This window comes from Butyricimonas faecihominis, assembly GCF_033096445.1.
In the GTDB taxonomy this organism is placed as follows: domain Bacteria; phylum Bacteroidota; class Bacteroidia; order Bacteroidales; family Marinifilaceae; genus Butyricimonas; species Butyricimonas faecihominis.
Genome location: NZ_AP028155.1, coordinates 189,456 through 202,507, shown reverse-complemented (window position 1 = coordinate 202,507; position 13,052 = coordinate 189,456). Strand labels below are relative to the sequence as shown.

The following is a 13,052-nucleotide window of genomic DNA, read 5'->3' as shown; positions in this document are numbered from 1 at the left end:
AGAATATTAATTATATAACATCATGGAAACGAGTTTCTTGAAACTTATAGAATACAGCATAAAAGAACACTGGCACCTTCCCTCCCTGACGGACTACGAGGGTGCGGAACATAACTATAAAGACGTGGCACGGTGGATTGAAAAATTACATATCCTTTTCGAGGAAGGCGGTATCCGACCGGGAGATAAAGTGGCGCTATGCAGCCGCAACACGTCCAACTGGGGAATAGCTTTTCTCGCCACGCTCACTTACGGGGCGGTGGCCGTTCCCATCCTTAACGAGTTTAAACCCGACACGATTCACCACATTATCAACCACTCCGGGGCCCGGCTCCTGTTCGTGGGAAAATCCGTGTGGGATAACATAGACCACGAGAGTATGCCTGCGCTGGACGGGATCATCGCCATGGCTGATTATTCCGTGATCTCCTCCCGCAACCCGGTTCTCTCGGAAACCACAACCCGGCTGGAGACCTTGTTTTCCACCCAGCACCCCGGGGAACTGCGAATCGAGGATATACACTACCGCACGGAGGAACCGGAAGAACTGGCCATGATCAACTACACATCCGGCACCACCAGCTCGCCCAAAGGCGTGATGCTCCCTTACCGCAGTATGTGGTCCAACCTCCGCTACGCCCTTGACCAGATGGGTTACACGCCGGGCGAAAAACTTGTATCCATCCTTACCATGGCCCACATGTACGGGCTGGCCTTCGAGTTCATTTACCCCTTCGCCAGCGGAATACATATCTATTTCCTACAAAAAATGCCCTCGCCCAAGATACTGGGGGAAGTCTTTGCCGACATCCGCCCGCACCTGATCGTCGCCGTGCCTTTAATTATCGAGAAGATCATCAAAAGTCGAGTACTCCCGCAACTGGAAAAGTTTCATATCAAGCTGATGCTAAAAATGCCCATCATCGGGGGAAAAATCCGCCACAAGATCAAGCGGCAGATTCTTGATGCTTTCGGGGGACGATTCAAGCTACTCGCAGTCGGGGGAGCCGCCCTCAATAAAGAAGTCGAGGCATTCCTCCATTCCGTGAAATTCCCCTACACCGTGGGCTACGGCATGACCGAGTGTGGGCCTGCCATCGCTTTCGACCACTGGCAGACGTTCCGTCCCACCTCCTGCGGGAGAGCCGTGGACCGCATGGAAATCCGCATCGACTCGCCCGATCCGTTCAAACAAGTTGGAGAAATTCTCACCAAAGGCATGAATGTCATGGACGGGTACTACAACAACCCGGAAGCATCCAATACCGTGCTTTCCCCCGACGGATGGCTCCACACGGGGGATCTCGGCGTGCTGGATCCGGACGGGTATCTCTACATCAAAGGTCGTAGCAAAAGTCTCATTCTCGGCCCCAGCGGGCAGAACATTTACCCCGAAGAGATCGAAGACCTACTCAACGCCCAACCTTATATCGCAGAATCGCTAGTGATTGAACGGGAAGGTAAACTCGTGGCCCTTGTCTATCCGGATGCCGAGGCCATGAAACAAAACAAAATATCCCGCGAGGCACTTCTCAAAATCATTCACGAGACCCGCAAACAGATCAACCAACAGATCCCGGCATACAGCCAGATTGCCCGGATAGAGATTCACGACGAGGAATTCGAGAAGACCCCAAAACGAAGTATAAAGCGGTTCTTGTACCAGTAGTGAGGGAGTAAATTTGCAAATATCCCTTATTTTTACTATATTGTGAATCCATTCAGCGAATTATGGCTCGTGGTACATGATTTGCTATATATTAAAATGACATTTATATTCACGAAAAAACAACAAGAACATGAAAACACTGAAAACAATCATTCCAATAGGAATACTCCTTTTTACCTGCCTCTTCGCGATGGGTGAAAAGAAACAGAAAAGCGACACCGCGGGTATCGCCAAGATCGAACAACTCATGAAAAGCCGTGAATTCTACATCGAGGTAGATCAAGCCTTCCCGACAGGTAACAGCAGCATCACCATCGACTCCAAATACGGGCAGAAACGCATTGGTGGCGAAGGCTACGTTTCGCTGGCTACCAACGAGGGACAACTCTTTATCCTCGACACCATAGCCACGGGACGCCTGCCATTCTTCGGACGGGCCTACTCCACGGAATACGGACAAGGCGGCGGGATTGAGTTCGAGAAAGCAAAGATTGAAAACGAATCATTCAAGGTGATTAACAAACGCAAAAAACATTACATCGAATACAAATTCAACGTGAGAAATCGCAACGATGTCTTTAACTTCTACGTGGAAGTTTACGGTAACGGGAAATGCAGCGTCAACGTGACCAGCAACAACCGGGCAAGTATCTCATACGGTGGTGATCTTACTCCAATTCCGGATGATAAAAGAAAAGCTCTGGGGATATAAATAAGTTTATAAAATCGAACCTTTGCTTCTGAAAGGGGCTGTCCAAAAAGTCATTTTTAAATAACTACCCCCACTAACTCCCCCCTTACACAGGGGGAGAAACCGCTTGGTAATCAGCTCTCCCCTTGTGTAAGGGGGAGTTGGAGGGGGTAGCTTGTAGATATTGAATAAGACTTTGGGAACAGCCCCCTTACTACTTTTTCCCCTTCCCTCGAAATCTCGAAAAATATTCGTAACTTTGACACTTGTTTGACAGTATACTTACAGATGGAAGAAAGTTTTATATATTATATAGAGAGTAGTATCAAAGAAAACTGGGATCGTCCGGCACTGACCGACTATCACGGAATAAATTGTAACTACAAGGACGTGGCCCGGAAAATAGAAAAATTACATATTCTTTTCGAACACGCAGGCATTAAAAAAGGAGATAAAATCGCATTATGCGGGAGAAATTCCACAAATTGGGGAATTGCATTCCTCGCCACACTAACCTACGGGGCTGTCGTAGTCCCCATCCTAAACGAATTTAAACCGGATAACATACACAATATCGTGAATCATTCCGAGGCTCGCCTACTTTTCGTGGGTAGCGTCGTGTGGGAAGGATTGAACGAGGCCTCGATGGAAGCACTGGAAGGTATTCTAAGCTTGGAAGATAATTCAATACTCGTGTCGCGTAGCCAAGCATTATCACACGCACGGGAGCGACTGAACGAACTGTTCGGGAAGAAATACCCCGACCGTTTCCGCCCGGAAGACGTGAACTACACGTATGACAAACCGGAAGAACTCGCCATTATTAACTACACGTCGGGAACCACCAGTTTCTCGAAAGGGGTTATGCTCCCCTATCGCAGCCTCTGGTCGAACCTCACGTTCGCCTTCGGGGTATTTGGGAAATTACCCGGAGAACAGGTTATATCCATGCTCCCCATGGCACACATGTACGGGTTGGCTTTCGAGTTCATCTACGAGTTTGCCAGCGGGGCTCATGTATTTTTCCTGACGAGAACCCCGTCCCCGAAGATCATCGCGGACGCATTCTCCACGGTAAGACCCAACTTGATTATTTCCGTACCCTTGATTATCGAAAAGATTATCCGGAAAAAAGTATTCCCGGCACTGGAAAAACCATTGATTAAACTCATGCTTAACCTGCCGTTACTCGACAAGAAAGTGAAGAATTCCATCCGTCAGAAAGTCATTGATGCCTTCGGCGGGAATTTCAAAGAACTCATCGTCGGCGGAGCCGCACTGAATAAAGAAGTAGAAGAATTTTTACACTCGATAAACTTTCCCTATACCGTGGGTTACGGTATGACGGAATGCGGACCGATCCTCTCGTATGCCGGATGGGAAACTTTCAAAAAAGGCTCCTGCGGAAGGGCTGCACCCCGTATGCAACTGAAAATAGACTCGCCCGATCCGGCACATATCGTCGGGGAGATCCTAGCCAAAGGAGATAATCTCATGATCGGGTACTACAAGAACGAGGCGGCCACACATGCCGCATTCACACCCGACGGCTGGCTCCGCACGGGAGACCTTGGACTGATTGACGAAGAAGGCAACCTTTTCATCAAGGGGCGTAGTAAAAACATGATTCTCGGCCCCAGTGGTCAAAACATCTATCCAGAAGAAATTGAAGATCATCTGAATAACCTTCCTTACGTGAGCGAATCTATCGTGGTCGAGAAAGAAGGCAAACTCACTGCCCTCATCTATCCTGACTTCGAGACTATCAATGCCGACAACAAGAACTCGGATGAGGCCATCGCTGCCATCATGGAGGAAAACCGGAAACAAATTAACGAAACTCTCCCGGCATACAGCCAGATTGCGAAGGTTACGATATACAACGAAGAGTTTGAAAAAACACCCAAAAAGAGTATTAAGCGCTTTTTGTATCAATAGTTTCGCCGGAGGCGAAATAACAAGTTACAGGTTGTTATTAACCTGTAACTTATTATTATTGAAATAAAACAGCTAGAATTTACGAGGCTTACCCTTATCGTATATAACATACAGGGTATTTCCCTGCATCAAGATTCCCCGGCCTTTACCTGCCTCTCGGTTCTTTTGATTATTCACGTTCACGGCCACAACTTTCCCGTCAAAGAAGGGAGTCACGTCATCAAATATCGTGTGTCCCACGAATATACGGTCTACACCGTATTGTTCCAAAATACGCTCCACATCCTCCGGCGTGGAAGGACTATATTTCTCCTCATCTTTCACCATTCCTCGGAACCAAAAAGGTCCCCGATTACAATAGATGGAATCAGACAAGGCAGACAACTCCTGCCGTTCTTTTTTCGGCAAGAAAATAGATCTCGCCATCTCTTCGTTTACTTCTGTCACGGCATTTCCCATTCCGGTAAACTCCTTGCTCAGTCCGGCATGGACGAACAAATTCTTTCCCACGACCTGAATCAGATTACGAGAACGCAACCAACGCCCCAACTCGCTCTTCTCATGCCACAAGTCGGCATATTCTATCCCAAGTGATGTTGCTAAATCCTTATACTTGCTCCGGGTATATTTCAAGTTACCCCGCAACACCATTTCCTCGTGATTCCCTAACATAAAAGTCATCACCCCTCCCGCATCCTTCGCCTCCTGTTCCAACTTGTACATCAACCAGAAAATGGGCAACACGTCCTTTCCCCGGTCAAAGACATCACCGATGACAATCACCTGATTCTTACCGAACTTCCATTTATAATTCTTTCCGATCACACCATTGTTGCACAACACGGAAACGAAACTCTCCAAGTCTCCATGAGGATCAGAAATAATCAATGTTTTCTCCCGCTGTCCGGACTTCCAAAGTGGACGCTCCACGGGATGTAGTTTCACCTGAAAACGATGGCCGCCTTTCTGCGAAACCACGTCTAGTTTAAAACCTTCCGGTAGTTTCCCGTAAACACTATCCCGCACAACACCCCGTTCATCCACACGGATCACCCGTGCATTTCCGACCTCATCATATAACACGTACGGCCCGTCCACGGGAGCTTGCTTTGCCTGTTCTTCTTTCTTTGGCTTTAACGGGGTATCACCGTAACCGACACACCAAACAAAACTGAAAAACAACAAACAAGCGACTATTTTTAATACATTCATTTTATTTTAATTTTCAACTTTTATTTTCTAGTTTTCCAACTCCCCCTTCCTCAGAGGGAATTGGTGGGTGTAATCTACAATAAACAGGAACCTAGTCTTCCTCCAGTTTCATCCAGATATTCGGATCTTTCAAACTCCTGATCCAATACACCGTGTCCGAATCCCGGATAACCACAAACCCGTCTCCCGAGAAGAAGGCGTCGTAAACTGCTTTTGTATTCTTATTCTTTTTGATAGAATACAAATCCTTATCTGTAAAACCTGATGTTGATGAAGATGCCGCCTGATTATCAAAGATAACCTTATTCACACTATTATCCAACAACTCGAAGGTTTTGAAATCATAATTGTAATACTTCACGGAAGTACCTTGGTAAGCTCCTATCCGGAAGGAACCCTCATAGCCATCTTTCCGGTTCAATTCTAAATAGAAATCAATGAAATTCGGCAGACTATTCCGAATAATATCCCGTTGAGCCTCCAATTCCGCACTCATCTCGGTAATCACGTAACGTGCATCATCCCCATTCGTTGTTCTTAACAGATCGACAGATGCAATATTCTTATTGGGAACATACGTCGGAATCTGGTCTCTCGTCAAATTTAACGGGGCAAAATTCTGGATAAAGAACCGAATACTCCCGCCTTCATCGTTAGAAACAAATTCCCGGTTATTGAAACCCTCGCTTAAATCAACATTCAAACCGGAAAACTTAATTCCTGCCACTTCAATTTCCTGCATGAACTGGCACCCTTTATCCGTCATAACGTAGGGACTCTCAACCGACACGGCATCTCCTTCCTCATCTTTATAAGATATTTCACAGATATGATATATATCATCTAACTCTACCAGACCCGATGCCATTAACACGCCATGAACCGACATACCCAATCTTTCGTTCTCACTCAAAGCAAAACAGGAAGACATTTCGGCCATCATGCTAACTAGCTGCCAATCTTCCCCGGTCGCTTTCGTCAACTGGACTTCTACCCGATTCTTTTTCCCCACCAGATATAATGTATCGGCAGTTACTTTTTTCACCACGAACTCGAAATCCCCCTCTACCCCGTAACCTTTTTTATTCGAGTAATCAGGAGCCGGGTACTGCGGGTCGGCCAAACGATGTAAAGGACTATAAGAATCAAACGTCAGAACAACACTTTCCGATGTATTAAAATTATAAGAATAATCCGTATCTTCACTCGTGTCAAAATCACTGATCATCTGTACCCGATTCTTCGCCCCGAACTTGAAAAGAAAAGTATAGCCTCCATAACTTTCGACTTTCGGGTAATACACCATTTTCCAACCATTCTCGGCTCCCCTTAACGTCGTGTTACACTCGTCAATCACCGCCTGCAAACGTACCCCCGATTCTTCCGAGAACACATCATCGTCATCCGTACAAGCTGCCGGCAACAACACACTCGCCAACAACCATAAATATATTAACTTCTTCATAGGTATCAAGGATTAACATTATTAACAACCTCGTAAATAGCTTTCTCGCATTCTTCTTGTAAAGCATACAAGTCAACATTCCACACATCCCGGTAATAATTCAACACCATTTCCAATTTCTGTTGCAATTTGTCTTTTCCATCCTGCGTGGCAGGTTTATCCAACAAGACTTCCCACTCGGCACGACTATTGGAAAGCATAATTCCCACCATCTCGGCAAAATCTTCTGAAGGCTCGCTCATCGCGTAAGGAGAAATAAACCCGGCATCGTAGGCTTCTTGATCCTTCATGTTCTTCCACTGTTCCACGTAACCGGGGCTGATCAATTCATATTCCTTCGGGAATTCGATCGTTTGATTAGCAATATGCGTGAACTCGTGATGGATCGTCTTCATATAACGTTTCAAACGGGTTGCATTAGTACGGTCAAACTGGTTCACTTCGTAAATAATAATCTTCCGTCCTCCTTCAGCCGACCCTTTCGTGACGGTTCCATCCGAATTGTAACGGGAAGAACCGATAAACATCAACTGTTTGGGGGCCAATTTGCAGAAAAAATCATTGCCGGCAATATTCACGTAAGGGAGACACCAGATTTTTTTCAGAACATCGGCCAACCCCGCCGCATTATCCTCGGTCGGGGGTACGAGTGTCGCCGCCATATCCGACTCGATATCCAACCATTTATAAAGGACCTCAATGTTATAAGGTTTCGTGAAATTAGCCTGCATCCACAAGTCTAACTCGGTTAATTCCTCCGTTGAAGGATCAAAAATAGACGGTCCCAAATCATCGTCAGAACAAGCCGACACGGAAAAGAGCATAACCAACAAAAACAAATTCAATATATATCTTTTCATAATCTAAAGTATTTACGATTAATACTAACGGGGATTAGGTTCTACACCAAATCCTTGTGCCTCCGTCGGGATCTGAATTGCCCGGCGTAAATCATCACCCGTAAGAGTTATCGCCGGATCTCCCGTGAACTTGAATTCGTGAACCACCGGTAAATGGAAACGCTTAATGTCGAACCAACGCAATCCTTCCTGCATAAACTCCCGGCGCCTCCAATCCACGACGCATTTCAACAACGACATCTGATCCTCATCAATTTCCGACGCGTAAAAAGGAGCCAAATCCGGATATTTCTCGTTATCATCATAAAAAGCTTTAATCTTTGCCAAATTCACCCGATAAGCCGTAAAGTCTGCATCCACGTCATTCTTATTCACCCATATTCTTTCACTAAGTAACAAATTAATATCTTCCAAGGCCAAATCGAACTCATGTTTCATGATATAGGCCTCAGCCCGATTCAACAAAGCCTCCTCCGTACTCAATAAACATCCCACCGCATAGCCTTTACCGGTTGTCGATCCCACGGAATTATATTTAAACAACTCCTTGAACTTACGCATCTGTGCCGCATCGGAAGGAGTATAAGTAGAAGTAATATAGAAAGTTGCCGAACTTCCCGATGTTCCACAAATGTTCTTGTTGTAATACAAATCCGTGTAAATATCACGCGTCATTCCGAAACGCAAGCTGGTAGAATAATTATCACGAGCCCACCAACTTATAGCCGATACCATCAATAAAGTAGAAGCATGTTCCCCGTAGAAATAATCCTGTTGATAAGCATCCTTGTCCGAGCGATTCTTGATATGCCGCAAATCACGTAGTTTTTTCTGTGGATTAGCCCCCAACACGTTAGAAGTATACTCTATCACCTTATCCCAATCCCCCTTGTATTGATAGAAACGAGCTGCAAAAGCAGAGGCTGCCGCTTTTGTAAAATGATACTTCGGGACCTCGTAAGTTTCGTCTTTCAACAAAGGCAACCCTTTTGTCAGATCCTCCTCAATCAATTCGTACACACGCTTCAAGTTATCACGGGTATAGTAAACAATAGCCTGTGTCTCCGGTTTCGTGTTGTACGGAATACCCAGCATATTTTCCGCTTTATTCGGATCATAATGTTCAGCAAACAGATTGACCAGAATAAAATGATTAAAAGCCCTACACACCAACGCCTCTCCCTTGGCAGTAGAATATTCATCCGTGTCCCCGGCCTCTTCTATCGCCTCCAGCGCCATATTGGATGCGGCGATTGCCTCATAATAATTCGTCCACACGTACACGGGATTATCCTGTGATGTTTCCGTTCCGTCATCCCAGTAATACATCTGTTTATTCAACGTCGCACGGCTATGCGTGCTACTCACCTTTCTCTCCTGCGCATTATCGCTCATCACCTCACATATATGGTAATAATGAGCTTGGGGATAAGCCGATACCAGAACTTCTTTCACCGCATCGGGAGAGTCCAACAACGTCCGGTTGTCGGGTACAACGTCCAGAAACGAGTTACACGATGCTGCCAACATCATCATCAGACCGCCTGTTAATATATTTGTCTTCATATATATTCGATTTAATTCATTCATCAAACTTTTGTTAGAACCCTACCCGCAAAGAGAAGGTAATTTGTCTCGGCACTGGCATCGCCACACCGCCGGAACGGAAAAACTCCGGATCCTGACCGTGTAACTTCTTGTCTCTATACAACAAGGCCACGTTGGAAGCAATACATTTCAAAGAGGCAGATCCCAAACCGATCGTCTTCATCCATCGATCCGGAAGTTTGTATGTCAAACTAATGTCTTTCAATCGGATAAACGAACCGTCAGCAATTCGCTCCGTGGAAAAATTATAAGCATTGTAAGCCTCTTTATATTCATTCTTCGGACGTTGCTCCTGACGTTGGGAAAGAATAACCGGGATATTCGTTTTCGTCTCATCGCCCGATAACACCCAACGATCATCAAATTCTTTCGGCATCACGGTCATATCAGAATACTCGCTCTTGAAATAATCGTACAACCGCACCTTGTTGCCAAATTGGTAATTGATAAAGAAACTGAACGTCCAGTTCCGGTATTTGAAGGTATTCTCAAAACCTCCGGTAATTTTCGGATCAACCGGTCCTTCATATTTCAAGAATCCCAAGTTAATCGTCTCTTGAAAATCAATATCTCCCGTACAAGGTTGCCCGTCAGCATCCATCAATATTGGCATACCTTCCGCGTTCAATCCTAAAAAAGGAATAGAGAAAATACCTCTCACGGGATACCCCTTCAAAGGGGCTCCTTCTGCCTGCACCAGATCGATCACCCGCGGACGAGATTCCAGTTTCGTGATCTTGTTCTTGTTGAAAGCAAACGTCCAGTTCGTTGTCCAGCTAAAATTGGAATAAACCAGATTTTTCGTGTTTAAAGTAAACTCGACACCATTAGATTTCATATTTGCATAATTGGCCTTCTTCGTCTGTTGCCCTCCAATTCCCGAAGTCCGCACGTTACCAATCAAGTCAAATCCCTTTCTCCAATACACGTCAGCACTCAAGCTTATGCGATTATCAAAAATCCCCAGATCAATACCCACGTTCGTTTCATACTGCTTTTCCCATGTCAGTTCGCTATTCTCTAAAGAACTGATATATATCAAATTCTCCCTGTCACTTTGGTTCGGACGATAAGCCACGTCATTATACAAAACGGCTATCGAATTACTTGAGGGTCCCATACTCGCCGTCAACCCGTAAGTCGCCCGTAAGGTCAAACGGGATATTGTTTCAACTGGCTCCATGAACTTTTCATTCGTTACGTGCCATGCACCACTCACGTTCCACGTCGGTAACCAACGAGCAGACCGGGATTTACCCAATTTGTTAGAACCATCGTAACGCCCCGTCACGTTAAAAATATAAGTACCATTGTAACTGTATCCTACCGTACCGAAGAAAGCGGCAAAGCGATCGTATTCTTCTTCCATCCCGTAATAATCGACACCGTTTTCAATCTGTTGTTTCAACAAATCAGGGTCCAGAAAAGGTACTCCACCACGATCCCATTGGTAACCAAATCCCTTGTTAAAAGCTATCGTCCGGTTCGTATAACGTACTTCCTCTCCCGCCATCACGTTCAAAGTATGAATTCCCTCGTTGAAAGAAGTGTTGTAATTCAATATTCCCCGTTGGTAATAATTCAGCATCGTATTCTCATCCCGGTTATAAAATCCACCCTTCGGCATCACAACCTTAGCCGGATAGCCCGGATTATCCGGATCTTTATACAGGAATTTATTATTATCCCGAATCTGTGCATCCATATCAGCCCGGTAAGCCTCTGCCGCATTCGACTTATCGTTAATTCGATGTTCCCGGGTTGTCTTCACGTAGCGCACCGCACCCAAAGCCTTCACTTCCAATCCCTTCAATGGACGAATTTCCAACTCGGCCTGAAATTTAGCATCCAGCATATCAATATTCAACTTATTCGTATTCAACTCGTTCAGAATACTAAACGGGGCATAATTCATCGTGTAATACTCGTAATTCCCGTTATCATCATACGGACGTAGAGTACGGCTTGTATTTAAAGCGTAACTGAACGGGTTAATGTCAAAATCACGTTCAAAAGTTCCGTCCACGGCATTCGTCCTGCGACTATTCGTTCCCGGAGCCTTTTGCATACGCAAAGAATTTGTTGTTAACAAATTAACTGAAATCCATGGTTTTATATCGAAAGAGGCGTTCATGTTCGCCGTGTAACGATTCACTTTATCAGCGAGAGTCCAACCGGCATCATTAAAATAACTCAAAGAGGCATAAAAACGAGATCTTTCCGAACCGGAAGACAAACTTAAAGAATGTACCTGTTGCAAAGAATTCCTGAAAAGCACATCAAACCAATCCGTGTTTGCCATCTCGTACTTTTGTAGAAAAGCAGCTTTCGCTTGAGGAGTATTTTCTAACCCGAACTTACCTGTTACCGGGTCGTAGGTAGAAATCAGATCAGCCATTTTCTTATACACGCCACCATTTTTATCCCGAGAAATGTCCGCGTAATTCAACCAACCTTTCTCCTCCATCTCTTCGTAAACCATCATCTGCTCTTGAGAGTTCATCAAATTAAACTGGGAATAACTGGGTTTCATCCGTATCGTGAATTCACCGCTATAATTCACGGTCATCGTGCCTTTTTTACCTTTCTTCGTCGTGATCACCACCACACCATTCATTGCCCTCGCCCCGTACAATGCGGTCGCCGAGGCATCCTTCAATATCTGAAAGCTTTCAATATCATCCGCATTCAACCCGGCAATAGCCGAACTGATCAAAGTCTCCGAATTCCCGGATGACAAATCATCTGCAGAAATCTCAACGATATCTTCCAACACCAATCCATCCACCACCCACAACGGTTTCTGGTTTCCATAAATAGAAGAGGCGCCCCGGACCCGCATCTTCGGGGATGCCCCGAACGTACCCGACACGTTTTGAATCTGTACCCCGGCAGCTTTACCCTGTAACATCCGGCTCACGTCAATGGAACCCTCGACCATAGCGTCCTCGGCCTTGATAACTGCCGCAGCACCCGTAAACAATTTACGGTCTATTCTCTGGTAACCGGTAACAATCACCTCGTCGATATTCTCTACCACCTCTTTCAACACGATCTTTTTCAACGCCTCGGCATTAGCCACCGGAATTGTCTGGGAAACATATCCCACGAAAGAGATTTCCAGAACGGCTTTATTGTTCGGCACTTTCAACGAGAAATTCCCGTCCGGCCCTGTAACGGTTCCCCGCAACACCCCTTTCTCTCCCGGTTCGTCCTTTACCTTCACCGTCGCGCCCGGTAAAGGCTCTCCCTTTTCGTCAACAACTCGCCCTTTCACCTCGATCTCTTTCTTCGTGTTATCATCCGTCCCGTAAAGAATAATCGTACGATCCTTAATACGGTAAGTGATCCCCGAATCCTTCAGACACTTGGTAAGAATCGCATCGATGTCCTCTTGTTTCACGTGCAAAGTAATGTTTGTCAATTTCATGACCATAGCATCGTGAAAAAAGAAAGTAAAATCAGATTGATTTTTTACCTGCTCCATGAACTGTCCGAAAGTCGCATTCTCCAAATCTATGTCTAACCTCACCTCCTGTGAATAGACCATTCCAAATGAATGACAAACTGTCAGCATAAGGAAAAGCAATGTAGCTTTCATAATCCTGC

8 protein-coding genes are annotated in these 13,052 nt (G+C 45.4%); 3 read left to right on the top strand and 5 right to left on the bottom strand.

From position 1 onward, the window contains the following. The first annotated feature begins 22 nt into the window (after nt 1-22). The 3 genes from R8806_RS00845 to R8806_RS00835 all read left to right on the top strand — a co-directional run bounded on the left by R8806_RS00845 (nt 23) and on the right by R8806_RS00835 (nt 4,298). Nucleotides 23-1,669 carry an AMP-binding protein gene (locus R8806_RS00845; RefSeq protein WP_124316126.1) on the top strand — a complete coding sequence of 549 codons (1,647 nt, stop codon included), beginning with the start codon at nt 23-25 and terminating at the stop codon, nt 1,667-1,669. A 130-nt stretch (nt 1,670-1,799) separates the two neighbouring features. Then, complete coding sequence (locus R8806_RS00840) at nt 1,800-2,381, top strand: DUF4251 domain-containing protein (protein ID WP_124316125.1); 582 nt, start codon at nt 1,800-1,802, stop codon at nt 2,379-2,381. A 267-nt stretch (nt 2,382-2,648) separates the two neighbouring features. Further along, nucleotides 2,649-4,298, top strand: a complete 1,650-nt coding sequence (locus tag R8806_RS00835; RefSeq protein ID WP_124316262.1) for an AMP-binding protein — start codon at nt 2,649-2,651, stop codon at nt 4,296-4,298. A 72-nt stretch (nt 4,299-4,370) separates the two neighbouring features. Here the strand turns inward: R8806_RS00835 and R8806_RS00830 are convergent, their stop codons facing one another. From R8806_RS00830 to R8806_RS00810, 5 genes are all read right to left on the bottom strand, one after another. Continuing rightward, nucleotides 4,371-5,510 carry a metallophosphoesterase gene (locus R8806_RS00830; RefSeq protein WP_124316251.1) on the bottom strand — a complete coding sequence of 380 codons (1,140 nt, stop codon included), beginning with the start codon at nt 5,508-5,510 and terminating at the stop codon, nt 4,371-4,373. A 91-nt stretch (nt 5,511-5,601) separates the two neighbouring features. Beyond that, complete coding sequence (locus R8806_RS00825; protein ID WP_151412206.1) at nt 5,602-6,975, bottom strand: DUF4302 domain-containing protein; 1,374 nt, start codon at nt 6,973-6,975, stop codon at nt 5,602-5,604. Between the two features lie 5 nt (nt 6,976-6,980). Then, nucleotides 6,981-7,835 carry a zinc-binding metallopeptidase gene (locus R8806_RS00820; protein ID WP_124316253.1) on the bottom strand — a complete coding sequence of 285 codons (855 nt, stop codon included), beginning with the start codon at nt 7,833-7,835 and terminating at the stop codon, nt 6,981-6,983. 24 nt (nt 7,836-7,859) lie between these two features. Further along, nucleotides 7,860-9,401: a RagB/SusD family nutrient uptake outer membrane protein gene (locus tag R8806_RS00815; protein ID WP_164719582.1), complete on the bottom strand. Its 1,542-nt coding sequence runs from the start codon at nt 9,399-9,401 to the stop codon at nt 7,860-7,862. 34 nt (nt 9,402-9,435) lie between these two features. Next, entirely contained in the window at nt 9,436-13,044 is a 3,609-nt protein-coding gene (locus R8806_RS00810) for a SusC/RagA family TonB-linked outer membrane protein (RefSeq protein WP_124316255.1), read from the bottom strand. Between the last annotated feature and the right edge of the window lie 8 nt (nt 13,045-13,052).

Excerpts from the sequence above, each read along its gene's own strand:
- R8806_RS00835 (WP_124316262.1), top strand. The coding sequence starts at position 2,649 with ATGGAAGAAAGTTTTATATATTATATAGAGAGTAGTATCAAAGAAAAC.
- R8806_RS00840 (WP_124316125.1), top strand. The coding sequence starts at position 1,800 with ATGAAAACACTGAAAACAATCATTCCAATAGGAATACTCCTTTTTACC.
- R8806_RS00815 (WP_164719582.1), bottom strand. The coding sequence starts at position 9,401 with ATGAAGACAAATATATTAACAGGCGGTCTGATGATGATGTTGGCAGCA.
- R8806_RS00845 (WP_124316126.1), top strand. The coding sequence starts at position 23 with ATGGAAACGAGTTTCTTGAAACTTATAGAATACAGCATAAAAGAACAC.
- R8806_RS00820 (WP_124316253.1), bottom strand. The coding sequence starts at position 7,835 with ATGAAAAGATATATATTGAATTTGTTTTTGTTGGTTATGCTCTTTTCC.
- R8806_RS00810 (WP_124316255.1), bottom strand. The coding sequence starts at position 13,044 with ATGAAAGCTACATTGCTTTTCCTTATGCTGACAGTTTGTCATTCATTT.
- R8806_RS00830 (WP_124316251.1), bottom strand. The coding sequence starts at position 5,510 with ATGAATGTATTAAAAATAGTCGCTTGTTTGTTGTTTTTCAGTTTTGTT.
- R8806_RS00825 (WP_151412206.1), bottom strand. The coding sequence starts at position 6,975 with ATGAAGAAGTTAATATATTTATGGTTGTTGGCGAGTGTGTTGTTGCCG.